The 25,206-nt window shown below is 67.8% G+C and carries 25 protein-coding genes; 5 read left to right on the forward strand and 20 right to left on the reverse strand.

Features of this window, described 5'->3' with window-relative positions; all coding sequences use genetic code 11:
* Nucleotides 1–21: 21 nt before the first annotated feature.
* The 5 genes from E6A21_RS14960 to E6A21_RS14980 all read right to left on the reverse strand — a co-directional run bounded on the left by E6A21_RS14960 (nt 22) and on the right by E6A21_RS14980 (nt 4,313).
* The gene (locus E6A21_RS14960; RefSeq protein ID WP_138444954.1) at nt 22–1,026 is read right to left on the reverse strand and encodes an aldo/keto reductase family protein; all 1,005 of its coding nucleotides are present in this window, start codon (nt 1,024–1,026) and stop codon (nt 22–24) included.
* Between the two features lie 95 nt (nt 1,027–1,121).
* A complete protein-coding gene (locus tag E6A21_RS14965; protein ID WP_138444955.1) occupies nt 1,122–1,889 on the reverse strand; it encodes an SDR family NAD(P)-dependent oxidoreductase in 768 nt (255 codons plus the stop codon).
* Nucleotides 1,890–1,928: 39 nt separating this feature from the next.
* Nucleotides 1,929–2,327 carry an MmcQ/YjbR family DNA-binding protein gene (locus tag E6A21_RS14970; RefSeq protein WP_138444956.1) on the reverse strand — a complete coding sequence of 133 codons (399 nt, stop codon included), beginning with the start codon at nt 2,325–2,327 and terminating at the stop codon, nt 1,929–1,931.
* A 32-nt stretch (nt 2,328–2,359) separates the two neighbouring features.
* Nucleotides 2,360–2,797: a CoA-binding protein gene (locus tag E6A21_RS14975; RefSeq protein ID WP_138444957.1), complete on the reverse strand. Its 438-nt coding sequence runs from the start codon at nt 2,795–2,797 to the stop codon at nt 2,360–2,362.
* Nucleotides 2,798–2,903: 106 nt separating this feature from the next.
* The gene (locus tag E6A21_RS14980) at nt 2,904–4,313 is read right to left on the reverse strand and encodes an MFS transporter (RefSeq protein ID WP_212745953.1); all 1,410 of its coding nucleotides are present in this window, start codon (nt 4,311–4,313) and stop codon (nt 2,904–2,906) included.
* A gap of 202 nt (nt 4,314–4,515) precedes the next feature.
* Between E6A21_RS14980 and E6A21_RS14985 the strand changes: the two genes are divergently transcribed.
* On the forward strand, nt 4,516–5,286 hold the full coding sequence (locus E6A21_RS14985) for a FadR/GntR family transcriptional regulator (protein WP_138444959.1): 771 nt from the start codon (nt 4,516–4,518) through the stop codon (nt 5,284–5,286).
* 15 nt (nt 5,287–5,301) lie between these two features.
* Here the strand turns inward: E6A21_RS14985 and E6A21_RS14990 are convergent, their stop codons facing one another.
* The 4 genes from E6A21_RS14990 to E6A21_RS15005 all read right to left on the reverse strand — a co-directional run bounded on the left by E6A21_RS14990 (nt 5,302) and on the right by E6A21_RS15005 (nt 8,645).
* A complete protein-coding gene (locus E6A21_RS14990) occupies nt 5,302–5,658 on the reverse strand; it encodes a VOC family protein (protein ID WP_138444960.1) in 357 nt (118 codons plus the stop codon).
* A gap of 9 nt (nt 5,659–5,667) precedes the next feature.
* Nucleotides 5,668–6,573, reverse strand: a complete 906-nt coding sequence (locus E6A21_RS17970) for a hypothetical protein (RefSeq protein WP_171041430.1) — start codon at nt 6,571–6,573, stop codon at nt 5,668–5,670.
* Nucleotides 6,570–7,121, reverse strand: coding sequence for an RNA polymerase sigma factor (locus E6A21_RS15000; RefSeq protein WP_138444961.1), 552 nt, complete (start codon nt 7,119–7,121; stop codon nt 6,570–6,572). The genes E6A21_RS17970 and E6A21_RS15000 overlap by 4 nt, the downstream gene beginning before the upstream one ends.
* Nucleotides 7,122–7,358: 237 nt before the next feature.
* Entirely contained in the window at nt 7,359–8,645 is a 1,287-nt protein-coding gene (locus E6A21_RS15005; protein WP_138444962.1) for an adenylosuccinate synthase, read from the reverse strand.
* A 176-nt stretch (nt 8,646–8,821) separates the two neighbouring features.
* Here E6A21_RS15005 and E6A21_RS15010 point away from each other — a divergent pair, with 176 nt between their 5' ends.
* On the forward strand, nt 8,822–9,685 hold the full coding sequence (locus tag E6A21_RS15010) for a DUF1206 domain-containing protein (protein WP_138444963.1): 864 nt from the start codon (nt 8,822–8,824) through the stop codon (nt 9,683–9,685).
* Between the two features lie 161 nt (nt 9,686–9,846).
* On the opposite strand, the gene E6A21_RS15015 is transcribed toward E6A21_RS15010, so the two are convergent.
* From E6A21_RS15015 to xylA, 3 genes are all read right to left on the reverse strand, one after another.
* Nucleotides 9,847–11,091: a D-arabinono-1,4-lactone oxidase gene (locus E6A21_RS15015; protein ID WP_138444964.1), complete on the reverse strand. Its 1,245-nt coding sequence runs from the start codon at nt 11,089–11,091 to the stop codon at nt 9,847–9,849.
* 39 nt (nt 11,092–11,130) lie between these two features.
* Nucleotides 11,131–12,570: a xylulokinase gene (locus E6A21_RS15020; RefSeq protein ID WP_138444965.1), complete on the reverse strand. Its 1,440-nt coding sequence runs from the start codon at nt 12,568–12,570 to the stop codon at nt 11,131–11,133.
* A 74-nt stretch (nt 12,571–12,644) separates the two neighbouring features.
* Nucleotides 12,645–13,832 (reverse strand): xylose isomerase, encoded by a 1,188-nt coding sequence (xylA, locus tag E6A21_RS15025; RefSeq protein WP_138444966.1) that lies wholly within the window; start codon nt 13,830–13,832, stop codon nt 12,645–12,647.
* Nucleotides 13,833–13,953: 121 nt separating this feature from the next.
* Here xylA and E6A21_RS15030 point away from each other — a divergent pair, with 121 nt between their 5' ends.
* Nucleotides 13,954–15,168, forward strand: a complete 1,215-nt coding sequence (locus E6A21_RS15030) for an ROK family transcriptional regulator (protein WP_246036553.1) — start codon at nt 13,954–13,956, stop codon at nt 15,166–15,168.
* On the opposite strand, the gene E6A21_RS15035 is transcribed toward E6A21_RS15030, so the two are convergent.
* Nucleotides 15,165–16,064 (reverse strand): glycosyltransferase family 87 protein, encoded by a 900-nt coding sequence (locus tag E6A21_RS15035; protein WP_138444967.1) that lies wholly within the window; start codon nt 16,062–16,064, stop codon nt 15,165–15,167. The genes E6A21_RS15030 and E6A21_RS15035 overlap by 4 nt on opposite strands.
* A gap of 56 nt (nt 16,065–16,120) precedes the next feature.
* The gene (locus tag E6A21_RS15040) at nt 16,121–16,807 is read right to left on the reverse strand and encodes a TetR/AcrR family transcriptional regulator (RefSeq protein ID WP_171041431.1); all 687 of its coding nucleotides are present in this window, start codon (nt 16,805–16,807) and stop codon (nt 16,121–16,123) included.
* An 81-nt stretch (nt 16,808–16,888) separates the two neighbouring features.
* Here E6A21_RS15040 and E6A21_RS15045 point away from each other — a divergent pair, with 81 nt between their 5' ends.
* Complete coding sequence (locus E6A21_RS15045) at nt 16,889–17,959, forward strand: Gfo/Idh/MocA family protein (protein ID WP_138444969.1); 1,071 nt, start codon at nt 16,889–16,891, stop codon at nt 17,957–17,959.
* Entirely contained in the window at nt 17,956–18,777 is an 822-nt protein-coding gene (locus E6A21_RS15050; protein WP_138444970.1) for a hypothetical protein, read from the forward strand. Before E6A21_RS15045 ends, E6A21_RS15050 begins: the two co-directional genes overlap by 4 nt.
* Before the next feature lie 140 nt (nt 18,778–18,917).
* Here E6A21_RS15050 and E6A21_RS15055 read toward each other — a convergent pair whose 3' ends face one another.
* The 6 genes from E6A21_RS15055 to E6A21_RS15080 form a co-directional block, all read right to left on the reverse strand.
* Entirely contained in the window at nt 18,918–19,805 is an 888-nt protein-coding gene (locus E6A21_RS15055) for a carbohydrate ABC transporter permease (protein ID WP_138444971.1), read from the reverse strand.
* Nucleotides 19,802–20,776 carry a carbohydrate ABC transporter permease gene (locus E6A21_RS15060; RefSeq protein ID WP_138444972.1) on the reverse strand — a complete coding sequence of 325 codons (975 nt, stop codon included), beginning with the start codon at nt 20,774–20,776 and terminating at the stop codon, nt 19,802–19,804. Before E6A21_RS15060 ends, E6A21_RS15055 begins: the two co-directional genes overlap by 4 nt.
* Before the next feature lie 72 nt (nt 20,777–20,848).
* Nucleotides 20,849–22,171 (reverse strand): ABC transporter substrate-binding protein, encoded by a 1,323-nt coding sequence (locus E6A21_RS15065; RefSeq protein WP_138444973.1) that lies wholly within the window; start codon nt 22,169–22,171, stop codon nt 20,849–20,851.
* A gap of 165 nt (nt 22,172–22,336) precedes the next feature.
* Complete coding sequence (locus tag E6A21_RS15070; protein WP_138445007.1) at nt 22,337–23,482, reverse strand: Gfo/Idh/MocA family protein; 1,146 nt, start codon at nt 23,480–23,482, stop codon at nt 22,337–22,339.
* Between the two features lie 2 nt (nt 23,483–23,484).
* Nucleotides 23,485–24,183 carry a ThuA domain-containing protein gene (locus E6A21_RS15075; RefSeq protein ID WP_138444974.1) on the reverse strand — a complete coding sequence of 233 codons (699 nt, stop codon included), beginning with the start codon at nt 24,181–24,183 and terminating at the stop codon, nt 23,485–23,487.
* Nucleotides 24,180–25,193 carry a sugar phosphate isomerase/epimerase family protein gene (locus E6A21_RS15080; RefSeq protein ID WP_138444975.1) on the reverse strand — a complete coding sequence of 338 codons (1,014 nt, stop codon included), beginning with the start codon at nt 25,191–25,193 and terminating at the stop codon, nt 24,180–24,182. Before E6A21_RS15080 ends, E6A21_RS15075 begins: the two co-directional genes overlap by 4 nt.
* Between the last annotated feature and the right edge of the window lie 13 nt (nt 25,194–25,206).

A 25,206-nucleotide genomic window follows, 5' to 3' on the forward strand; every position in this document is an offset into this window, starting at 1 on the left:
CCAGCACCTGCCTGCCCGGTTTCAGGCCACCCGGCTGGCGGGGGACTGGGTCAGCGTCGGGTCGGTTTCGGCCACGGAGCCGATGACCTCGTCGATCTTGGCCAGCACCGAAGCCTCGAGCTTGACACCGGCGGCGGCCGCATTCGAAGCGATCTGCTCGGGGCGGCTCGCGCCGACGATGGCGCCGGCGACGTTGGGGTTCTGCAGCACCCACGCCACGGCGAGCTGGGCCAAGGTGAGGTCGAGTTCGTCGGCGATCGGCTTCAGGTTCTGCACGGCGGTGAGGATGTCGTCTCGCATCCACCGCGAGATCATGTTCTTCCCGCCCTTCTCGTCCGTTGCCCGCGATCCCTCAGGCAGGGGCTGGCCCGGCACGTACTTTCCGGTCAGGATGCCCTGGGCGATCGGCGAGAACACTATCTGCGAGAGCCCTAGCTCCTCGGAGGTGGGAACGACCTCCCGCTCGATGACGCGCCACAGCATGTTGTACTGAGGCTGGTTTGAGATGAGCTGGAACCCGAGCTCCGTGGCCAGCTTGTGCCCGGCGCGGATCTGCTCCGCGTTCCACTCGCTCACACCGATGTAGAGCGCCTTGCCCTGACGGACGATGTCGGCGAAGGCCTGCATCGTCTCCTCGATCGGCGTCTCATAGTCGAACCGGTGCGCCTGGTACAGGTCGACGTAATCGGTGCCGAGCCGCTCGAGCGAACCGTTGATCGACTCCATGATGTGCTTGCGCGACAGGCCGGTGTCGTTCTTGCCACCGGGGCCGGTAGGCCAGTACACCTTCGTGAAGATCTCGATGCTTTCCCGGCGCTCGCCCTTGAGGGCGTTGCCCAGCACGGCCTCGGCCGCCGTATTGGCGTAGGCATCGGCCGTGTCGAAGCTCGAGATGCCGGCGTCGAGAGCCGCGTGGATGCTCTTGCCGGCGGTCTCGTCGTCGACCTGGGACGCATGCGTGAGCCAGTTTCCGTAGATGATCTCGGAGATCTTGAAGCCCGAGTTGCCAAGGTACCTGAATTCCATGGTCTTCCCCTCTCGCACCCACATCGAGTGGGGCGAATTAGTATACCTTCTGAACTATAAGCCTTGGGCCAAGGGACGATCAAGGCTTCCGAGACCTAGAAGACGCTGTACCCGCCGTCGACCGTGAGCACGGAACCCGTCATGAAGCTCGAGGCGGCGCTGGCGAGGAAGACGATCGCCCCGCCCAGCTCTTCCGGCTCGCCAGCCCGCTGCTGGGGAGTGTCCTCGATCCAGTACCGATGGAACTGCGGGTCGTCGATGGGCGACATGTCCGTGCGCATGTATCCGGGAGCGAGAGCGTTGACTCGGACGTTGTGCGGGGCCCATTCGGCGGCCAGGCTGCGGGTGAGGTGATGCACTGCGGCCTTGGACGCGTTGTAGGCCGGCTGCCACTGAGGGCGGTTCACGATTGCAGCGGACATCGAACCGACATTGATGATGGATCCACCACCGCGGCTGATCATGTGGCGCCCGAACACCTGGCTTGTGATCCAGAGCCCGTCCACGTTGACGTCCATGACGTGGCGCCATTCCTCGTCGGTCACGTCCACCGCTGCCTTGTGGATGCACACGCCTGCGTTGTTGACCAGGATGTCCGCCCGGTCGAATTCCGCGGCGGTCCGTTCAAGCAGTCGCTCGATGTCCTTGCGGGACGTGACGTCGGCGGCGACTCCGATGGACCGGGCCCCTTGGTCCGTGAGCTCCGAGCTCACCGCTTCGGCCTCGGACGCGCTGCGGCCGACGACGACGACGTTCGCGCCCGCTTCGGACAGCGCCTGGGCGAAGGCACGGCCGAGCCCCCGCGTGGAACCGGTCACGACGGCCGTCTGGCCGGAGAGGTCGAATCGGTCGAGAACCTTCATTGCTGTAGATCGTCTCCTTGTCCCCGGATTGGTGGAGCGTTATCGCGCGAGTCCGGCCCACCCGAGCGCCTCGCGCTGCCCCTTGGGGAGGGAGGCGACCACGAGATCGTACGAGTCCTCGATCATGTCGCGCACTGCATCATCGGTGAGCTCGCCGTCAAGCCGGACGGCGTTCCAGTGCTTCTTGTTCATGTGCCATGCGCCGGTGATCTCGGGGTGGACCGCCCGCAGCCGGACGGCGAGGGCGGGCTCGCACTTGAGCGATATGGAGGGGGGCTGGACGTCGGGCCGCATCGCCGCGAACATCTTGCCCTCGACGGCGGAGCCAACCGAGGCGGCGGACCTCACCTTGTAGACGGCGATCTCCGGCCCGAACGGGTAGTCCTCGTAGGCTCCGGCGAAGGAGAGGCAGAGCTCTCTCGCAGCTTCCGCATGCATGGGCACAGCCTAACGGCGTCGGGGGTGAGGCGTCAGGCTTGATGGCGGCGCGCGCGGCGCCAGGCCTCCTGGGCCGGGCACGCGTTCATGACGACGTCGAGGCCCGCGGCCTTCGCGCGCTCGGCGGCCGCTTCGTCGATGACCCCAAGCTGGAGCCACACGGCCTTCGCTCCCGCCGCGATGGCCTGGTCGACGACGTCGCCGACCCGCTGCGAGTTCACGAAGCAGTCCACGACGTCGAGCGGGTGGAGTTCCGCGGGGATGTCGGCGAGTTTCGCGTAGCCCTTCTCGCCGTGGACCTCCTCGGCGCGCGGGTTCACGGGGATGATCTGCTGGCCGAGGTCGTCGCGCAGGAATTCTGCGACCGAGTAGGCGGCGCGCCATTGGTTCTGGGTGAGGCCGACGACGGCCCAACGGCCGTGGGTGTCCATGAGGCGTTCGATGACGGCGGGATCGTTGACATGTCCCATAGCGCCACTCTACGCCGGGAACCGTCCCTCCACGCTGGGACGAGAACGGCGGCACGGCCCCAATGGACCGTGCCGCCGTCGAAGGAACCGTTACAGAAGCCTGGTGCTAGACCTCGGCGACGGCCTTCCCCTCCTGGTCAACGTAGCCGTAGAGCTCCGGGAGGATGAACTTCGCGGCGAGGAAGCCGATGAGGGAGAGGACGGCGACGGCGAGCGTCGCGCCGACCTTGCCCCACGAGGCGGTCATGATCGGGAACACGAAGGCGCCGAAGAACGAGGCACCCTTCACGAACACGTAGCCGAAGCCGGACGCGGTGGCGCGGAAGCGGGCCGGGGCGACCATCGAGGTGATGGTCATGCCGTTGGAGGCATCCCAGTAGTGGCCCCACATGAGGGTGCAGGCACCCAGGACGATGAGCCACTGGATGTTCGCGCCCAGGGCAAAGGCACCGATCACGAGACCGGCGAAGGCGAGGCCGTAGCCCCACATGGCAACGCCGCGGTGGCCGATCTTGGAGATCATCATCGGAGCGGTAAGACCAGAGATCGTCGCGAGGACGTAGATCGCCGCGGTGACGAAGTTGGTGCCCGTGATGTTCGTCGTGTGGCCGCTGCCGGCAACGCCGACGCCGGCGGTGACGAGGATGACCGGGAGGTAGAACCCGAACGCCGTGAACTCGGCACCCTGGCAGGCGTTGGAGATCCAGCCGAAGATGGTCGCGCGGCGCCTGGTCTTGTCAGCCCAGATGACCTTGAGGAAGTCCCCGACCTTGGGCTTCTCCATGACGACGTTCTCGTTCGGGAGCATGTCGAGCGAGTCGTTGAAGAGGCGCTGGGAGACCTCCTTGGCCTTGACGAACTGGCCGCGCTGGATGAGCGAGAGCGGGGTCTCCGGCAGGTCGAGGCGCGCGAGCAGGAGGATGAAGGCCGGGAGCGCGCCGATGGCGAGGGCGACGCGCCACAGGATGGCGTGGTCCATGCCCGTCATGTACATGATCGTGATGACGACGATGGAGAAGACCTCGCCGAGGCCGAACATGAACTGCCAGCGGCTGCCCATGACCTCGCGGGCGCCCTTGGTCATGGACTCCATGATGTAGGCGTAGCCGTTGGAGATGTCGCTGCCGAGCGGGATGCCGATCAGGAACCGGATGATGATCAGGTCCCAGACGTTCGTGGAGAACCCTTGGACCAGCGCGAGCACGATGAAGAGCACCATCGTGAGGATGAAGACGCGCTTGCGGCCCAATCGGTCGGCAACATAGCCGCCGATCAGCGCACCGATGAGCGCGCCGCCCTGCACGCCGGCCGTCACGAGGCCGAGCTGGACCGCGGTCGGGTGGTACTCGGCGCTGATGAAGACGAGGACGAACGAGATCGCATACAGATCCCACGCCTCGATGAGGATCGTGGCAATCATCATCCAGCCGCCGCGGCGGCTGGACGTGGTGCCGTCCTTGTTCAGAAGGACTTCGGTTGCCTCGTCGGACAACCGTCGGATGGTGGTCTGGTCCATCATCGCCTTTCTTGCTGGCAACCGGCGCACGCTGCACCTGCCGGCGAGGCGGTGTGAGTTGACGCCATAGTCACTCCTTGATGGGGGGTGGTTTACATCTGTTTCTCGTGTCCCAGATGCGTCATAGATCATATCTAAAACCGTGACTTGTGCAACAGCTATGATGTAGCAACGCGATCGTCGCTGATCTACAGGAGATTCCATGCCGGTAGCAGGCCCTCTCAAACCCCCCGGCGGAGCCCTCGCGGGCGGCCTGCATGCCAGGGTGCTCGAGCGCATGGGCTCCGCGATCGCAGACGGGGCTCTGGCCGAGGGCAGCGTCCTGCAGATCGAGGAGCTCGAGGAGCGTTATGCCGTCTCCCGCTCTGTGGTGCGCGAGGCAGTCCGAGTGCTCGCTTCGATGGGGCTGGTCGCGATGCGGCGGCGCATCGGCGTCCAGATCCTGCCCACGAGCGAGTGGAACGTCTACGACCCCCAGGTGATCCGCTGGCGGCTCGACTCCTCCGGACGGTTCGCCCAGCTGCGCTCGCTCACCGAGCTCCGCACCGCCGTCGAGCCGGAGGCCGCGCGGCTCGCCGCCCTCCGCGCACCGCAGGAGCGAGCCGCTGAGATCCTCGCCCTTGCGGGCGAGCTGTGGGCTGCGGGCCAGGACACGGACGGCGAACGGTTCCTCCAACTGGACATCGAGTTCCATCGCCTCGTGCTCGCTGCCTCCGGCAACGAGATGTTCACGGCCCTGTACCCCCTCGTGGAAGAGGTCCTCGCGGGCCGGACCCACCACGGGCTCATGCCCGAACGACCGCACGCGGAGGCGCTCGAACAGCACATGAACGTGGCAGTCGCGATCCAGCGCTCGGACCCCGATGCGGCGCATGACGCCATGCTGGCGCTCATGAGCCGCACGATGTCCGAGGTCAGCGAGCGCTTCGGCGCACTGGGGGGGCCTTCAGCGGAGAAGACCGAGGGGCGCTAGGCACCAGGCCGACCGCTAGGCCAGACAGAGGCAGAATGGGTGCCCGGCCGGGTCGAGGAAGACCCGGAACGTCTCACCCGGCTGATGCTCGTGCTTCGTGGCACCGAGCTCGACGACGGCAGATTCGCCCGCATCGAGGTCGTCGACGACCACGTCCAGATGCATCTGCTGGGGCTGGTCCTGGCTGGGCCAGCGCGGCGGATGGTAGTCCTCGACCCTCTGGAAGCAGATGGCGTCCCCGTAGTCGGCGCGGACTTCGGCCCAGTCCGAATCGACGTTCACCTTCCAGTCGAGCAGGGCACCGTAGAACCTTGCCAGCTCGCCTGGATCGGGGCAGTCGATGACAACGCTGGGGAAACGGGCGATCGCCATGGCGACACTCTAGTGCCGGGACCCGAGCCCCGCGAGAGATGGCGCCACCGTGCGGACCTGCTGGCCGAGAGCCACAGCCTCCTTGATGGGCTCGGCTCCCGCCGCGACGAGCGCCTGGGCAACCGCCGCGGCCTCTTGCGCGACGTGCCGTCCACGGCTCGGAGCAGAATCCGCGCGGTGCCGTGGGGCGCCTTGGCTGGCCGTCACAGCGGCATCGTCCCGCCCGATTCCGGCCAACGCGTCGTCAGCGGCGGCCGCAGCGGCCCGGGCGGCGCCGGAACGCTCGGACCGCCACACGGCCGCGGAGGGGGCGACGGCGTGAGAGCTCGCCGCGGCCCCGTCGCCCGCTAGGGCATTGTCGCTGGCCCCGCGGGAGGGGGCGGCGGGCTGCTCGTGAGCCACGGAACCGCCGCTTGCCGCAGCGGCGAAGGCCTGAGCCTGGTGAACGGTGGCGTCAGGGGACTTCGATGCCTGGCCGGGAACCGAGGCGTCGGCCTCGGCGGGAGCAGCCGCTGAACTGCGCACCTCCGCCTGCGGTGGGTTCGCGGAATAGTCCACGCCCCCGAGCGCGGCCACCCCGGAGGCGCTCAGGCCGACCCCGGCGATCACCGCCGCGCTGATGGCGGCGCCACGGTGCAGCTTCCGCGGAGGGAGGGGAACGGCAGGGGCCACGCGAGGGGAGAGATTTCCCGCGGCAGCCTCGGCCGCACGATGTGCGGCACGGCTCGGCGCGGCTGCTCCCACTGCCTCCGACCCATACCGCAGGAGATCCGCGAGCGCCCCGCTCGGCTCGGGGGCCTCGGGCGGGCACAGCGCGCGGAGAGACTCGAGCGCATGGGCGAGCACGCCGTCGTCCGCAAGACCGGAATCGGCGAGGAGATCCGCCACCGAGTCACGAATCGGTTCCCTGCTCACTGTGCCATCACCCCTTCCGAGACCATCTCGCGCAAGACCTTGAGTCCCCGCCGTTGAAGCTGCTTGACCGCCCCAGGCGTCTTGCCGAGCACGCTCGCGACATCATCCACGCTGAGCTCGCCCACGATCCGCAGCATCAGCACATCCCTCTGCTCGGGCTTGAGCGACCCGATGAGCAGGTGGGCATCCGTCTGTCCCGTGCGCACGAGCGCCTCCGCCTCCGCCGACGGAACCGCACGCATGTCGAGGAGCGGATCGTAGTCCACGCTCCGCGGCCTCCGCTCGACCCGGCGATAGTGGTCGACCACCCGTGCGTGCGCGACGGAGAAGACGAAGGTCCGAAGCCCGGCGACACCGCCGGTGATCTCGCCGATTCGGGGAAGGACGCTGAGAAAGACGTCCTGCATGAGTGCCTCCGGGTCCTCTACACCTCGGGCCCCGACGTAGCCGAGGACGGCGGGGGCAAGGCTCTGGTAGACGCGGGAGAACAGCTCCGTCTCCGGCAGGACGCCCGCGACAAGGTCGTGGTCCGTCAGCGAATCCGTCACTGATCCCCGCTCTCGTCGAGAACTCCCCATTGGCCGTCTCAGTGTACGGGCAAGCAGGTGTTCTCGTCCCGACTGCTGGAGACATGGGAGAAGCCGGGCTGGAACATGATGGGGGACAGATTCCGGCCCGGCTTCCATCCATGTCATCGCTCGGGAGGGCCCGGGGGTTACGCGGCAGAAGAATTTCTTTGGCGAATTCTTTTCCGGCAGCTTCCGGCCTCCGGCAGGCCGAGTGGCTCAGTCGATGAGGTCGCGGACCACGATCGTCTGGTCCCGGTCCGGGCCGACGCCGATCGCGGAGAAGCGGGTGCCCGAGAGCTTTTCGAGGGCGAGGACGTAGTCGCGCGCGTTCGCCGGGAGTTCGTCGAGGGTCTGAGCGCCGGAGATGTCCTCCGTCCAACCGTCGAAGTACTCGAAGATCGGCTTGGCGTGGTGGAACTCGGTCTGCGTCATGGGCATCTCATCGTGCCGCACGCCGTCGACGTCGTATGCCACGCACACCGGGATCTTCTCGATGCCCGTGAGCACGTCGAGCTTCGTGAGGAAGTAGTCGGTGAAGCCGTTGACCCGCGAGGCGTGCCGCGCGAGGACCGAGTCGTACCAGCCGCAGCGACGAGGCCGGCCCGTGTTGACCCCGTACTCGCCCCCGGTCTTCTGGAGGTAGGCGCCCATCTCGTCGAACAGCTCGGTCGGGAACGGCCCCGCACCCACACGCGTCGTGTAGGCCTTGATGATGCCGATGACCCGGGAGATGCGGGTCGGCCCGATCCCCGAGCCGACGGAGGCGCCGCCCGCGGTCGGGTTCGACGACGTCACAAACGGGTAGGTGCCGTGGTCGACGTCGAGGAACGTCGCCTGGCCGCCCTCCATGAGGACGACCTTCCCGTCGTCGAGCGCCCTGTTGAGCTCATAGGTGGAATCGACGACGAGGGGGCGGAGGCGGTCCGCGAAGCCCAGGAAATAGTCGACCGTCTCGTCGACGCTCACGGCGCGGCGGTTGTACACCTTGACGAGGAGCTCGTTCTTCTGATGGAGGGAACCCTCGACCTTCTGGCGCAGGATCGACTCGTCGAAGACGTCCTGCACCCGGATGCCCAGGCGCGCCACCTTGTCCATGTACGCCGGCCCGATGCCGCGGCCCGTCGTGCCGATCGCGCGCTTGCCGAGGAAGCGCTCCGTCACCTTGTCGAGGGTCTGGTGGAACGGAGCCACCAGATGGGCGTTCGCCGAGACGCGGAGCCGGGAGGTGTCGCCGCCCCGGGCCTCGAGGCCCTCGATCTCCTCGAAGAGCGCCTCGAGGTTCACGACGCAGCCGTTGCCGATGATCGGGATCGCGTTGGGGCTGAGGATGCCGGCGGGAAGGAGCTTGAGCTCGTACTTCTCGCCGCCGACGACGACGGTGTGCCCTGCGTTGTTGCCGCCGTTCGGCTTGACCACGTAGTCGACGCGGTGTCCGAGCAGATCCGTCGCCTTGCCCTTGCCCTCATCGCCCCACTGGGCTCCGACGATCACGATTGCTGGCATGGATTCCTCCCCGGTACGCCTACGGTCCGTCTGGCCGACAGCCTTCATGCGAAAGCCCCGACTCCTGCGTGCAGCTCGACTCGCGGTGAAGCTGCGTGGCAAGAGTGCCGGGGCTCTTGCCACCCAAGTCTACCGAAGCAGGGCGTGAGATGCCGAAGACGGGGAAACCATCACGTATGGGAAACTCCGGCGACGAGCATCGGGGCCCGGGCGACAAGACCCGCGACGCAGCGAAGGACGGCGCCCGCACGGTCGAGCACGGGGCGGACGAGGCCTCGCGGTCTCCTTGGGCGACGGGGGTGGCCCGCGTCGGATTCGCCTTCGTCGGCCTCCTGCACATCCTCATCGCGTGGATTGCCGGGCAGGTGGCCCTCGGGGGGAGCAGCAGCAATGCCGACGAGTCGGGCGCCGTCGGGCAGATCGCCTCAGCCCCCGGCGGACCCGTCATCCTCGGGGCCGGGACGCTCTGCTGCGCAGCGCTCGCGCTCTGGATGTTCTTCGAGTTCTTCGCCGAATGGCGACGTCATGGAAAGCCCACCAAGGGGCTCGGACCCGCGGGGACCGGCGTCGCCTACGCCGCGCTCGCCGCACTGTTCGTGACGTTCGCCCTGGGCAACCGGAAGAACTCGAGCCAACAGTCGCGCGAGATCACCGCGACGCTGCTCGCGGTGCCGCTCGGCGTCGTCGTCCTCGTCATCGCGGGGCTCGTGCTGCTCGGCGCCGCAGGGTACTTCGGGTACCGGGGATTCACCCAGTCATTCCTCGGCAAGGACGCCCAGCCCCTTCCGTCAGTCCCCAGCTGGGTGAAGATCATGGGCAGCGTGGGGTATGTCGCGAAGGGCGTGGCCCTCGCGGTGCTCGGCGTCCTGGTTCTCGTCGCGACGGTGCGGCACGATCCCCAGCAGCAGTCGGGCCTCGACGGCGCCCTCAAGGGGCTGGCAGCGCAGCCGTTCGGCGGGTGGCTCCTGGGCGCGGTTGCGATCGGCCTCGCCTGCTACGGCGTGTACTCGGCGGCAAGGGCGAGATACGCCCACTTCTAATCCGTCTCGGGTACACCAACACCCCACCCCACACCCACTCGGGTACACCAACACCCCACGCGAGACGTCAACGCGGTGCACATCTGTACCCGAAACGCCTGAGGAGCCGACTTGGCGTACCCGAGACGCCTCAGCAGCCGACTTGGCGTACCCGAAACGGGCTAGGCGAGGACGCGGTCGAGGTAGGCGTTCCGGAACTTGCCGTCCGGATCGCGCTTGGCCACCAGGTCGCGGAAGTCCTCGAACCGCGGGTAGAGCTCCGCGAGCTGGGCAGTCGGCACCGTGAAGACCTTTCCCCAGTGGGGACGGGCCGCGAACGGGGCCAATGCCGACTCGAGCTCCGGGAGGAACGCCTCGACCTCGGCCTGCATGAGCCGCCACGTGAAGTGCAGCGCGACGCTGTCCTGCCGATAGGCGGGGCTGAGCCAGAATTCGTCCGCGGCGATCGTACGCACCTCGGAGACGAACAGGAGCGGGGCGAACTTGCCCGCGAGCCCGCGAACGGCCTCGAACGCCGCAGCGGCGTGCGCGCGCGGCAGCAGGTACTCGGTCTGCAGTTCGTCGCCAGCACTCGGCGTGAACTCGTGCCGGAAGTGCGGAAGCCTATCCAACCACGGTCCCGGCACGTCCAGCTGCTGGGTGCAGTTCACGGCGTCCATCTCGGGCAGCGGGTGCCTCGGGCGGGTCGCGGGCCGGGCGCCGTGGAACTGGGTGGGGGCGGGCCCGGGCTCGGCATCCAGCCGCACCTTCCGCCACACCTGCGGCACCGTGTCCCCGGCGTAGTCCGTGAACAGCGAGACGCTGTAGCCGTCGCCGGCCACGGAGTCGTAGTCCTCGAGCACCGTCTCCCACGGAAGGTCCTCGAACACCTGCTGCCGCACCTTGTAGGTCGGCTCGACGGCGAGCTCGAGCGCCGTCACGATCCCCAGCGCACCCAGGCCGACGACGCTCCCGAGGAACTCCTCGCCGTCGTCCTCTGAAATCCGCTCGACTTCCCCCGAGGCTCGGACGAACTCCACCGCCTTCACCGCGGAGGAGAGCGCCTTGCTCGAGACGCCGGAACCGTGGGTGCCCGTCTGCACGGCGCCGGCGACTGAGATGTGCGGCAGCGACGCCATGTTGTGCAGCGCCCAGCCCTCCCGCTCGAGCGCGAGCCCGAGGTCGCCGTAGGTGATTCCGCCTGGGACCCGCGCCACGCGCCGTTCCGAGTCCACCTCGACGGCGCCGGGAAGGCGGTCCAGCACGACCTGCACTCCCGAGGTGTCCGCGACGTCGTTGAAGCAGTGCCGCGACCCGAGGGCCTTCACCCGCTCGGAGCGGGCGACGAGCTCGGCGAGCTCCTCCACCGACTCCGGTCGGGCCACCGACGCCGCCGAGTACTCCAGATTCCCAGCCCAGTTCTTCATGCTTTCCTTCAGATCGGGGTCAGTGATGATGACCGGAGTTCAGTGATGGCTCAGCGCGGCGGCCGCGCGGTACCGTTCGAGGACTTCGGGAGCAGCGGGGGCGGTGACCGTCGTCGTGCCCGCATTCTCCCACTCGGGGAACCGCCCCAGGAGGATCCCGGCCGCCTGCCGTGCGGCGCCGTCGGCCACGTACTCCCCCGGCTCCGGCACGAGCACGGGCAGGCCGAAGATCCCGGCCGCAGCCCGCTGGACGGCCTCCGAGCGCGCGCCACCGCCCACGAGGATGATCCGCTCGGCTGCGACTCCCAGCGAGGTGAGGGCCGCAAGGCCGTCCGCGAGGGAGCACACTATGCCCTCGACCGCGGCCCGCGCGAGGTTCGCCGGGGTGTAGTTCCGCAGCGTGAGGCCGTGCAGGGAGCCGGTCGCGTCCGGCAGGTTGGGGGTCCGCTCGCCCTCGAAGTAAGGCACGAGTGTGAGGCCCTCGGCCCCGACCGGTGCTGCGAGCGCGAGCTCGGTGAGCTCGGGCAGGGTGACGCCGAGCAGCGCGGCGGTCGCGTCCAGGACGCGTGAGGCGTTGAGCGTGCACGCGAGCGGGAGGTAGTGCCCGGTTGCGTCGGCGAATCCGGCAACAAGCCCGGAGACGTCCGACGTCGGGCGGTCGGCTACGGCGAAGACGGTCCCCGAGGTGCCGATCGAGACGACGACGTCCCCCAGGGCGGCTCCGACGCCGAGCCCGGCCCCGGCGTTGTCTCCGGCGCCGGGGCCCACGAGGGCATCCGCCTGCGGCAGGGCCGCCGCCCTTCCCCCGGCTTCGAGGGGCCCGAGGACCCGCGGGAGCACGGGCACGTGGCCGAGGGTCCGCTCGAGGACCTCGGGAAGGTACGTGCCTGTCACGGGCGAGAAGTAGCCGGTGCCGGAGGCGTCGGAGCGGTCGGTGACGAGAGAGTCAATGGCACCATCGAGTCCTTGGCTCGCCGGCCCGTGGCCCGCGAGCCGCCACGAGAGCCAGTCGTGCGGGAGGCACACGGCCGCGGTCCTCGCGGCGTTCTCGGGCTCGTTCTCAGCGAGCCAGCGGAGCTTGGTCGCGGTGATGGACGCGACGGGGACGGTGCCGGTCTGCTCGGCCCACCAGCGGGCGCCGGCGGCAATATCGCCGTCGCCCGCTTCCTTGACGAGGTCCGACGCCGCTCGCGCCGAGCGCGTGTCGTTCCACAGGAGTGCGGGGCGCACGACCTCGCCCTCCGAGTCGAGGCACGCCATGCCGTGCTGCTGGCCGCCCACCGAGATGGCGGCGACGTCGTCGAGTCCGCCCGCCGCCGCGACCGCGGCCTGAAGTGCGTCCCACCAGGCGTCGGGATGAACCTCCGTGCCCGCCGGGTGCGGCGCCGAGCCGAAGCGCACAAGCGCTCCGGTCTCGGCGTCGCGCACCACGACCTTGCAGGACTGCGTCGAGCTGTCGACTCCGGCTACGAGGGGCATGTCTGCTCCTTAGGGACGGGGCCTGCCGCCCTGGGGTGGCGGCAGGCCCAACGAGCGGCGGCGGGGAATGGGCGTCAGCGAGCGCCCGTGAGGTGCTCGAGCGCGAGCTGGTTGAGCTTGATGAACGCGAAGGAACGCTGAGCGGCCTTGTCGGCATCGAACGACTCGAAAGCGGACGTGTCGGCGAGGAGGTCGGCGGCGGTCTCGCCCGACGCGAGCGTCGACTCGCCCAGCTCGAAGACACCCGAGGCGCGCAGGGCGTCCTGCACCTCCGGATCGGCGCGGAACGCCGTCGCGCGCTCCTTGAGGATCAGGTACATCCGCATGTTCGCGCGGGCCGACTCCCACACGCCGTCGTACCCGTCGGTGCGGGACGGCTTGTAGTCGAAGTGGCGGGGACCGTCGTAGCGCGGGCCGCCGTTCGGGAAGCCGTTCTCGAGCAGGTCCACGGTGAAGAAGGCGCTCGTGAGGTCGCCGTGGCCGAAGACGAGGTCCTGGTCGTACTTGATGCTGCGCTGGCCGTTGAGGTCGATGTGGAAGAGCTTGCCGGCCCACAGCGCCTGCGCGATGCCGTGTGTGAAGTTCAGGCCGGCCATCTGCTCGTGGCCCACCTCGGGGTTGAGGCCCACGATGTCGCCGTTCTCGAGCTGGGCGATGAACGCGAGGCCATGGCCGACCGAGGGCAGGAGGATGTCGCCGCGCGGCTCGTTCGGCTTGGGCTCGAGCGCGATGCGCAGGCCGTAGCCCTTTTCCTTGATGTAGGCGGCGGCGGTGTCGACGCCCTCGCGGTAGCGGTCGAGCGCGGCGTTGATGTCCTTGGAGCCGTCGTACTCGGCGCCCTCGCGGCCGCCCCACATCACGAACGTCTCCGCACCGAGCTCGGCGGCGAGGTCGATGTTGTGGAGGACCTTGGCGAGTGCGAAGCGGCGCACCGAGCGGTCGTTGGACGTGAAGCCGCCGTCCTTGAAGACCGGGTGGCTGAAGAGGTTGGTCGTGACCATCGGGACCTTGAGGCCAGTCTCCTCGAGCGCGGAGCGGAAGCGCTTGAGGATGAGCTCGCGCTCGTTCGGGGTCGCGCCGAACGGGATGAGGTCATTGTCGTGGAACGTGATCCCGTAGGCGCCGAACTCGGCGAGCTGGTGGACCGCCTCGACCGGGTCGACGTCGGCGCGGGTGGGGACGCCGAACGGGTCGTTCCCAGTCCAGCCGACCGTCCAGAGTCCGAAGGTGAACTTGTCTTCAGGGGTTGGTGTTGCAGCCATGTTGACACCTCATTGGTCTTGGAGAAAGGGGGATGCTTCCGAGCGGAAGAAGAATTAGTATGTGTTCTAAACTATATAGGTCGTGGTGAACTTGGTCAACGGTCTTTCGGAAGGAGTGAGCGTGCGCGAGCAGGACGGCGCAACGAAGGCGCCCGGGCGCGTGGGCGACGTGCGACGCCGCAATCTCGCGCTCGTCCTCGGGCGTATCGGGCCCGAGGAACCGGCGACCCGTGCTGAGATAGCTGCGGCGACCGGGCTGACGAAGGCCTCGGTCTCGAGCCTCGTTGCCGAGCTCCTCGAGACGGGACTCGTCGACGAGCTCGGGGTGACGCGCGCCGGCGAGCGGGGGCGGCCCGGCGTGGGCCTCGCCCTCGACGCGCGGCGCGGGGCGCTCGGCGCCGAGGTCAACGTCGACTACCTTGCGGTCGGGGTTGTGGACCTCCACGGATCGCTCCGTTACCATGAGGTCGCCGAGACCGTGAACCGCGGCAGGGGGCCGAACGACGTCGTCGCCGAGCTCTCCCGGATCGTCGAGCGGTGCGTTTCCGCAGCTGACGACGCCGGCATGACGCTCCTCGGCGGCGGCCTCGCCGTGCCGGCCCTCGTCGATCCATCGCGCGGGACCATCCTCAATGCCCCCAACCTGGGCTGGCGGAACGCAGACCTGGCCCCCGCGCTCGGAGGACTCGTCCCCGGGGCGCCGTTCGGCGTCGTCCTCTCCAACGAAGCCGACAGCGCGGCCCTCGCCGAGCTCTGGTACGGCCGGGGGACCTCCCTCGGGTCCTATCTCTACGTCTCCGGCGAGGTCGGCGTGGGCGGCGGCCTCGTCATGGGGTCAGAGCTGTTCTCCGGCCCCGGCGGCCACGCGGGCGAGGTGGGGCACATCGTCGTCGAGCCCACGGGGCAGCGATGCTCATGCGGGGGGCGCGGGTGCCTGGAGACGGTCGCGGGGCAGGAGGCGATCCTCGCCGCCGCGGGAATCACCGACGGAGGAAGCACGACGGCGGCCCGCATGGCCGCGCTGCAGGCCTCGCTCGACGCCGGGGACACCCAGGCGATCACCGCCGTCGAACGTGCTGCGCACTACCTCGGCATCGCCATCGTCTCCTCCGCGCGGGTGGTCGACGTCTCCGCAGTCGTGCTCGGCGGCCACTTCGCGGCACTCGCACCCTGGATCCGGCCCGCACTGCTCAGCAGCCTCGAGGCCTTCGCCCCGGGAGTCATCGCAGAAGAGGCCGTCGCATTCTCGGAGCTGGGCACGACGGCAGCCCTCAGGGGCACTGCCGGAGCGGCCCTGCGGCGGGCTCTGGCAGCGCCGTACGAGCTGCTGGCCTAAGGTGTGGCGGCCGCGGGCCGCGAGCCGCATCGCGGCACCTCGATCAAGAGCAGCCTCGGGACAGCGACCAGAATCGTGAAGGGAATCACCGGGGTCAGAACGGGAGACGCCAATATCATCGCCGGAGCTATCAAGAACGGCCAGCGTTTCCGGGCCCCGTAGAAGACCAGAGCCAGTGCCACGCAACTGCGCATGAAAAAACTGAGGCTGCTATCCGGCGTTCCATTCCGGTTGTAGACGAGGAACTCGACCCATCCCTGCCAGGCCTGCGGTTCGAGCGCATAGGAAATCCCAACGATCACCGCTGTAAACGCAACTCCTTCCAGCAGCCGCCTCCATTCGCCCCGGCCAGCAAACCACAGCAGTCCCACTCCGGGCGCGACCTTCGTGAGGATGGGGAAAGACCATGCGGCCGGACGCCTCAGCCCTACGACGGCGGAAACGGCAAGCAGGATGTAGATGTTGCTGACGATGAGCTCCGGTAAGCACAACAACAGCACCGGGAGGGCCCACCGCAGACGCAACGGTCTGACGAGCCACCACGCGGCCGCGCTCTCAAGCGCAAACCATGCTGCTTGGAACGCCGGCCATGGCAGCAAGGCGAGCGGTTTGACGAGAAGGGCGAACGCCGGTGAACACAGATAGGCGTCTCGTTCCCCCGGGCTCGCCTGATAGAGGACAGACCCCCTCGCGGCTAGCCAGTAGGCATGTGAGTCCTGGCCGATCTGGCCGCCCAGGACGAAGTGTCGGACCGACACAAAGATCGCCATGAGGCTCAGAGGCCAGATCAGAATGGCGGCAGCCCGCACCACCAAGGGATACCTCGCGGCAAAGATGCTGCCCGCGCTCTCAACCGGCGCCTGCGTCCCCTGCTGGGCGCCGTTGCTGGGGACCATGCGACCGATGCTGCCATGAAAGGGATGCCCTCCGGGAGAGGGAACTGCCGTGTGGGTCAGGAAGGCCCGGCGAGGGACAGGCGTGCGACCAGGCGGTCGACGAACGCCGCGAAGGAGCGTTCGAGGTCGAAGGCCGGGTTGAGGAGGAACTGGATCTCCAGCCCGTCCATGGTTGCGAGGAGGCACTCCGCTTCGCCCGAGACCTCGCCCTCTGTCATGGGGCGGAAGCGGCCGTCTTCGACGGCGTCCCGGAAGAGGCCGCGCATGGTGGCCAAGGTGGCGCGGTAGCGCTCCGTCATGAACTGATGTGCGGGGTGGTCAACGGAGGTCGCCTCCGCCGCCATCGTCGTGTAGAGCTCGAGCAGGCCTCGGTGCTGCGTGTGGTAGTTCATGAGCTTCTTGAAGGCGTCCAGAAGTTCGTAGCCCCGATTCGGTGAGCCGATCACCTCGGAGGTGACCACGTCCCAGTGCTCGAGGACGGCGATCAGGAGGCGCTCCTTGCTCCCGAAGAGCTTGATGATCGCGGCGGGGGTCAGGCCGACGCGCTCGGCAACCTGCTGCAGGGTGCCGCCTTTGAAACCATGCCGCCCGAAGACCTCCATCGCCACCGAGACCACCTCGCGCCGGCGCTCGATCCCCTTCTTATAGGGCCCCCGCGGGCTGCGCTGCTGGGGACTGCGCTGCTGGGCCCCCCGCGGGCTGCGCTGCTGGGGCCCGGAAGGCCCGAGGGAGGAGGAGGTCATGCCTTGGAGCCTACCGGCGGACCGAACAGCCGCCCGCCGATCCCTTGCGCTAAAGGTAAATTCATACATACCTTTTAGATCATGGAAACCAAGACATCAAGTACCCTGGGCGTCGGCATCCTCGGTGCCGGGCCCGTGACCCAGGCAATCCACCTGCCGACCCTCTCGCGGCTGCGGGACGTGTTCCACGTCGCCAAGATCATGGACGTCGACCCTGCGATTGCTGAGTCGGTCGCCGGAAGGGTCGGCGCCGCCTGGACCACGAGCATGGAAGATCTGCTCGCAGACGAGAGGGTGCAGATCGTGGTCGTGTGCAGCCCGCACCAGTTCCACGCCCAGCAGGTCATCGCGGCCTGCCGGGCTGGAAAGCAGGCAGTCCTGTGCGAGAAGCCCTTCGCCATGAGCCAGGCTGAGGCCGAGCAGATCGCAGCCGTCTCCCAGGAGACCGGCGTCCCGATCATCGTCGGCGCGATGCACACGTTCGACCCCGGGTGGCTCGCCGCAAAGGAGCATTGGGGCGATCTGGTCGAGACGACGCACACGATCCGCTACTCGATCGTCCTGCCGCCCAACCCCCGATTCGAGGACTTCGCCACGGAGGTCATCACCCGCCCCGAGTCGCCACGCCAGGATCGCCGCGACCCCGACGTCGCCGCCGGCATGGTCCGTGGCGGCATCATGGGGCTCGCGATCCACGACCTCCCTCTCGTGCGCGCCTTCTGCCCGGACTTCACCGACCTGGAAGTCCTCTCGTGCCAGGTTCCGGACCCGTCGGGCTATCTGCTCAACCTGCGCGTCGGCGAAAGGAACGTGCAGGTCTTCGGGATCAACACCCAGAGCTGGGAGCCCGAGTGGACCTTCGAGGCGATCAGCAACACCGCTTCACTGCGCATCGACTTCACGCCGTCGTACGTCCAGGCGGGCTCTGCCACCGCGACCATCAGCCGCGGTGGCAAGTCCGAGGTGTACGGCCCCTACCTCGCCAACGGCTACGAATCCGAATGGCGCTATCTCGCCGATCTCGCGCGCGGGAAGGCAGCGCCCGTCGACGTCACCGGACTCATCCACGACCTCACCTTCGCCCTCGAAATCGCCGACACGGCCTCGGCCGCAGTCCGGGCAACCACATCCACGAAAGAGGCATCCCTATGACACAGCAGCTCACCGTCCTGTCCTCGCCCGAAGCCGACGCGGGCGGCGGCGTGCCCCAGGTCATCTCCTCCCTGCCGGTTTCGCTCCACCCCACGGACGGCGCAGGTTCCGACCTCGTCGCCGTCGCCGGCACCCCGGGCTGGACCGAGAAGGCTCTCGAATCGATCGAAGCCGGCGCCAGGGGTGTCATGGTCATCCGTCCTTCCGCCGCAGACGTGACCGCCCTCAGGGACAGGGCGGAAGCTTCGGGGGTCCCGGTCGTCCTCGACACGGAGTGGGCCCACAACCCTGCGGTTGCGGCGGCCGCGCCGCGGTTCGCCGCAGTCAACGATGAGAACAGCCTTCTCGAGGCGCGCGTCAACGCCCCGGTGGGAGTCGACGTCGACCAGGTCCTGCTTGCGCAGCTCGCGCTCATCCGCGCGGCCGTGGACCCGGTCGTGAGCCTCTCCCATGCCCGGCGGAACCGCCACGGCTACGATGCGCTCGCCCACCTCGCCAGCGGTGCACGGGCAAGCCTCTCCGCCATCCTCAGCGACGCCCTCCCGTCATCCGCCACGCTGCGCATCATCAAGCCCCGCGACGCGGTGACGCTCGCCGTGCCAGCGTCGGAAACGGCCGCACCCGGTAGGGTCACAGTCTCGGGTCCGGACGGGGCGACGCTCCTGCCGACCCAATGGGAGTCCGCGCACCGAGCCGCCTGGCGGCGGCTGCATGCCCTCGCCGAAGCCGGCGAGGCGTGCGAGGACCTGAGCTCCTTCGCTGCCGACGTTGCGATCGTCACCGGAGGCCGGCCTGAGGCGGCCGGCGGCAGAGGGTGAGGCGCTCCGGGCGGTCGGATCGGCGCACGGCTGAGCTGCTGTAGAGCCGAGGGCAGAAAAGGGCCGAGGGCCCTCAGGCGGGTGGTTCATCACCACACCAGTCCTGAGGGCCTCGGCCTTGGTCGGGTCTCGGCTGGGCGTCAGCGTCCCGCGAGCGACCCTCCGATGCCGCCGACGCTGAAGTACTTGTTCAGCACGGAGAACAGGAGGATCGGCGGGAGCATCATGATGACTGCGCAGGCCGAAACGGGACCCCAGTCGGTGGCGTTCTGCTGGAAGAACGTCTCCAGGCCTACCGGGAACGTGTAGTTGACATCCGAACGCAGGAAGACCAGCGCGACCAGATAGTCATTCCACGCGAGCAGGAAGGCGAAGACCGCCGTCGAGAGGATGCCCGGAAGCGAGTTCCGCAGCACCACCCGGGTGAATCCGCCGAACACGGAAGCACCGTCGATCCACGCCGCCTCCTCCAGCGCGATCGGGATGGAGTCGTAGTAGGCCGCCATCATCCAGATCGCGACGGACATGGTGGAACCGACGTAGATGATCATGACGCCGGTCAGGTTGTCGACCAGTCCGAGCTGAGCGAACAGGATGAACAGCGGGATGACGGCGGTGACCACCGGGAGCGACTGCACGATGAACAGCACGAGCGAGAATCCCGAGACGAGCCTGTTGCGGCCGCGGGACAGGACGTATCCGGCCGGCGCGGCGACGACGACCGAGACGATGACTGTCACGACAGTGACCACCAGGCTGTTGTTCAGCCAGGTCAGCACGCCCGTCTGCGTGAACACGTTCGTGAAGTTCTCGAAGGTGAACGCCGAGGTGCTCGTGCTGCCGAGGGAGGGCTGCAGCGAGAGGAAGAAGATCGCCACGATCGGCACGAGGACGACGACGGTGATCACGAGGATGAGCAGGAAGCGCCACCAGCGCCCGCGCATTCCGGCTTCGTCCGGCTGCCGCCGCGGGGCCTTCCTCCCGCGGGGAGTCGACTGAGCCGACGCGCGTACGGTTTCGACGGTCATTCGACGCTCGCCTTTCGAATCTGACGGTAGAGGATCACGGAGACCACGATCAGGACGATGGTGGTCATGAAGGCGATCGCGACGCCCGGGCCGACCTGGAAGTTCTCGAACACCGTCCGGTAGGCGAGGACGACAAGCGACGTGGTGGAGCCGACAGGGCCACCACCGGTCAGCAGGAAGATCGTCGGGAAGTCGTTGACGCAGAAGATCGTCATCAGGATCCAGCTGATGTACGTCGAACGCGAGATGAGCGGGAGCGTGATCTGGGTGAAGGCCTGCCAGCTGCCCGCGCCGTCGACCTTAGCTGCCTCGTAGACGTTGTTGTCCACGGAGGCGAGCGCCGAGCTCATCATCATCATCATGAACGGGAAGCTGATCCAGACCTTGAACACGCACACCGTGACCTTGGCCAGGGTCGGATTCGCCAGGAAGAGCACGTTGCCGAGCCCGAGGCTCTGCGCCAGCATCGGGAACGGGCTCTGCGGGGTGGCCACGAGCCAGTTCCACGAGAACGCCGACACGACGACGGGAACGATCCACGGCAGCAGCAGGAGCACCTTGAACACGCCCCCGCCCGGAATGCGGGTTCTCAGGAGCAGCGCCAGCACGAGTCCGATCACCCAGCTGCCGAAGACGCCGACGAGGGTGAAGATGAGCGTGAACAGCGCCGCCTGCCAGAAGGCAGGACTCAGGTTTCCCGAAACGAGCGTGTCGATGTAATTCGTGAATCCGACGAAGTCGCCACCCTGGATGAGGGTGCCATTCCGCAGGGACTGGTATGCGGCATAGATCACCGGGTAGAGGTTGATCAGCAGCAGGAGGACGAGCGCAGGGGCTGTGAAGATGATATAGGTCCAGCCCTTGGCGCGGAGACGCCTATTCTTTCTCGGCCCGGCCGAGCGGCCGCTGCCCGAGACGCCGACGCCGCGCTTTGCGCGGCCCACTTGGTCGGCGATGGAGCTTGTCGACATTACTTCTCTCTCTCTGGCGACGATAGGCCGAGTGGGTTCCCCTGAATTGCTTTTGGGGAACCCACTCATTCCTTAGGACTTCATGTTCGCCTTGATGGCGTTCTGAAGATTCGTCAGGGCCGTCTTCGCATCGGTCTTGCCGCCGAGAATCGACTGGGTAAAGGTATCCATTGCCGGGGTGCCGTCAACGGTCGTGACGCCGAGGAACAGCGCCGTGCCGCCCGGTGCCGCCCAGGTCTTGGAAATGGGCTGCCATTCGTTGATGACCTTGACGTTGTTGGCGTTCGCCTGGAACTCCTTCGTCTGGGTGATCGACTTGAGCGGGGGCAGCCCGATGCCAGTGGCCTGAGTCCAGAGCGGGCTCATGTTCTGGTAGTAGTACGTCAGGAACGCCTCGGAGCCCTCCTGGCTCGGGGTGTTCTTGTACATCATGATGTTGTTCGGGAAGTACAGGGCGCCCTTCTTGCCGTTCGGGCTGGTGAGCGGGCTCGCCACCACGAGATCGTCGAGCGCGGCCCCGCCGACGTTCTGCGCGAGGCCGGCAGTATCGAAGCCCATGCCGAACTTCTTCGCCTTCCACTGCGACTGCGCGTTCGCGCTCGTGTAGGTGGGGCTGGCCGGGTCGACGTAGCCCTTGTTCACGCACTCGAGCACGAAGTTCATCGCGTCGATGTTCTCCTGCGTGACGCAGTTCGGCTGCTGGTTCTGGTCGAACAGGCCACCGCCGTTGTTGATCATCCAGCTGACCAGGATGTGGCCGCCGGTGAAGCTGCCAGCGCCGGCACTCGTGCCGTAGCCGTAGACACCGATCTTCTTCAGTGCCGCGCAGGTGTCGAGGAACGACTGCCAGTCCGTGGGCACGTTCGCCCCTGCCTGGGCAAGGAGCGACTTGCTGTACCAGAGGACGCGCATGTCAAGGTTGTAGGGAACGGCCGCGTAGCCCTTCGGGACCTTCATGGCGTCGAGCAGGCCGGGCAGGAAGTCGGCGTACAGCCCGTTGTTCTTCCAGCTGTTCAGCAGGTTGTCCGCGTAGGCGATAGCGCCCTGCGACTCGAACTGGAACGCCTGCGTTCCGCCGCCGGAGCTGACAGCCGGACCGGTGTTGGAGGCCACGGCAGAGGAGAACGTCTGGGTGAAGTTCGCCCACTGGATCTCCTGGTAGGACGCCGCGGGCAGGCCATTCGCCGGCTTGTACGCCTCCGTGATCTTCTTGTCGAGCGGGTTGAAGGAGGTATTGCCCCACGGCATATTCCAGAATTTGAGCGTCTTGCTGCCGCCGCCGCCGCTGCTCGAGCCACCAGTGCATGCAGCGAGGAGCGGAATTGATGCGGCAGCGCCCGCCAGGCCGATGAAGCTACGGCGGCTGACGTTCGAGCCGGTGAATGAATTGGTCATTGATGACTCCTTCCGAATGAATCAGCAGCAGCTGCCGCCGATTCCATGCTCTTCATTGAGATAAAGCTCTTCATCGAGATAAGACTCTTCGTCGAGATCGAAATGTGCTGCACCGCTTATGCTGCTGTGCTTATGCTGCGCTGATCTTGTTCAGAAAGCCATGGCTCACGCTTTCCTGGGTGTCCCCGACTCGGATTCCGCCGCTGCACCGAGATCCGTGAGCGGGACGGCACTCGGACGCGGAGCACGGCTCGTCACGGCGACAGACTTGCCGCTGTGCGCCGAGTCGAGCAGCGACTCCATGACATCGAGCACGTGGAACGCGAGGGCCCCGCCCGCCCGCGGCTCCTCCCCCTCCGGGGTCGTCGCGAGATCCGCGATCCCGTAGCCGCGGCCTGAGTCGGTGTACCCCGCCGAGACGGGCAGCGTCTCCCACTCGGAGCCGCCGAGGCGGAACAGCCGGGTGTCGCCGTCGAAGTGGTTCGGGTCCGGGACGGCGAGCGTCCCGTCCGAGCCGTGGACCTCGATGTTCGACGAGTTGGTCGCGACGGCGTCGAAGCTCATCACGAGCGTCGAGAGCGCTCCCGACTCGTGGGTCAGGACCCCGGTGACGTGGGTGTCGATCTCCACGGGGATCTTCTCCCCCGCACGGGGCCCGGACCCGATCTCGCGCTCCGAGCGCGTGTGGCTCGCGGCGCCGATCACCGAGACGACGGGGCCGAGGAGAGTCACGAGGGCCGAGACGTAGTACGGCCCCATGTCCAGCAGCGGGCCCCCGCCGGGCAGGTAGTAGAAGTCCGGATTCGGGTGCCACCGCTCGTGGCCCGGGGTGACCATCGTCGCCGTCGCCGCGACCGGCGAGCCGATGAGGCCGTCGTCGATCGCCTTCCGCGCGGTCTGGATCCCGGTCCCTAGCACGGTGTCCGGCGCGCAGCCGACGACCACACCCGCCTCCCGAGCCGCGTCCAGCACCCGGCGGCCCTCCGCCGTCGTCGCGGCGAGCGGCTTCTCCCCGTAGACGGACTTGCCCGCAGCAATCGCCTTGAGCGCGACGTCGGCGTGGGCGGCAGGGATGGTGAGGTTTAGGACGAGGTCGACGTCGGGCGAGGCCAGGAGCTCCTCGACGCTGACGGCGCGCACCTCGGTGTCCGCCCCGCCGTCGTTCCATTCGGAGGCCACGGCCTGCGCCCGGCCCATGTCGATGTCCGCGACCGCAACGAGGCGCACGCTGCGGAGCCGGCGGAAGCTCGTGAGGTACTGGGCCACGATCTTCCCGCAGCCGACGATGCCGATCCTCAGCGGCTGGTCCATGTTCACCGGCTCGCCCACAGCAGGCCCCTCTCAATGATGGTGCGCACGTTCGGGTCCTGAAGGACTTCTACCCGATGTCCGGGTGTGCAGACGAAGATGCGTCCGGCACCCCACTCGCGAGTCCAGATCGCGGGGGAAGTGACCTCGCGGTGCCACGGGTCCCACTCCCGCACCTTCTGCGTCGTGGTGGCCAGGACGTCGATGTAGTCGTCGGACAGGACCCAGTACTGCTCCGTGACGAGGTCGAAGTCCCCGATCCCCTCAGTGATGGGGTGCGACGCCGCCGCGGGCAGCATGTTCACGGTGTACGGGACGTAGTTGTCCGACTGCTCGCCGATGCGCTCGTCGGGGTGCTTGCCCGGGTGGCACGCGAACTGGCCGCCGATCAGGTGCAGGTAGTCCGAGGTGTTCCGGTACGAGTCCGCGATCCCACCGTGCCAGCCCGCAAGGCCCGTGCCCCTCTCGATGGCCGCGCGGAGCCCCTCGAACTCTTCCTTCTCGATCGTGGACATCGTCATGCACTGCATCACCAGGTCCACCCCGGCCATGTACTCGGCGTCCGCGTAGACCTTCGGCGACTCCTCGACCCTGACCTCGTAGCCGTGGTCCTTCAGGTACGGGATGAACAGGTCCGTGGCCTCGACGGGCTGATGCCCGTCCCAGCCCCCGCGCACGACAAGCGCGTTCTTCGTCGTCGTCACTGGTTTCCTTTGCTGCTGAAGGCCGCGTCGAACGCCACGGCCGGCGGGGAGATCTGCGCGAGCTCCTTGACGAGCGCAAGCGCCTGGGGTGCACCGATGAGGCGGTCCATCCCGGCGTCCTCCCACTCGATGCTCGTGGGCCCCTCGTACCCGATGGCGTTCAGGGTCCGGAAGATCGGCTCCCACTGCACGTGCCCGTGCCCGGCGGTGACGAAGTCCCAGCCACGCCTCGGGTCAGCCCACGCGAGGTGCGAGCCGAGCCGGCCGTTGCGCCCGTTGAGCTGGCGGATGGACTCCTTGACGTGAACGTGGAAGATCTTCTCCGCGAAGTCCTGCAGGAACATGACCGGGTCGAGGTCCTGCCAGATGAAGTGCGAGGGGTCGAAGTTGAGCCCGAAGCCCTCGCGGTCGCCGATCGCCTCGAGGGTCCGCTTGGCCGTCCAGTAGTCGTACGCGATCTCGGACGGGTGGACCTCGAGCGCGAACCGGACCCCGACCTCGTCGAAGACGTCCATGATCGGGTTCCACCGGTCGGCGAAGTCCTGGTACCCGGCCTCGATCATCCCGTCGGGGACGGGCGGGAACATGGCGACGGCCTTCCAGATCGAGGATCCCGTGAACCCGGTCACGGTCTTGACCCCGAGCCGCGCGGCCGCCCGCGCCGTTGCCTTCATCGTTTCAGCCGCCCGCGTCCGCACGCCCTCGGGGTCGCCGTCGCCCCACACGGCGTCGGGGAGAATCCCGCGGTGCCGCTCGTCGATCGGGTCGTCGCACACAGCCTGGCCGGTGAGGTGGTTCGCGATCGCGAACACCTCGAGCCCATTGCGCTTGAGGATGTCGAGCCGGTCCTGGACGTACGCGTCGTCCTCCGCGGCCCGGACGGGGTCGAGGTGATCGCCCCAGCAGGCGATCTCGAGCCCGTCGAAGCCCCACTCCCCAGCAAGGCGCGCGACCTCCTCGAATGGCAGGTCGGCCCACTGGCCGGTGAACAGGGTGATCGGTCGTGTCATTGCTCCTCCTAAA

It is taken from the genome of Sinomonas susongensis (assembly GCF_005877005.1).
GTDB classification, from domain to species: domain Bacteria; phylum Actinomycetota; class Actinomycetes; order Actinomycetales; family Micrococcaceae; genus Sinomonas; species Sinomonas susongensis.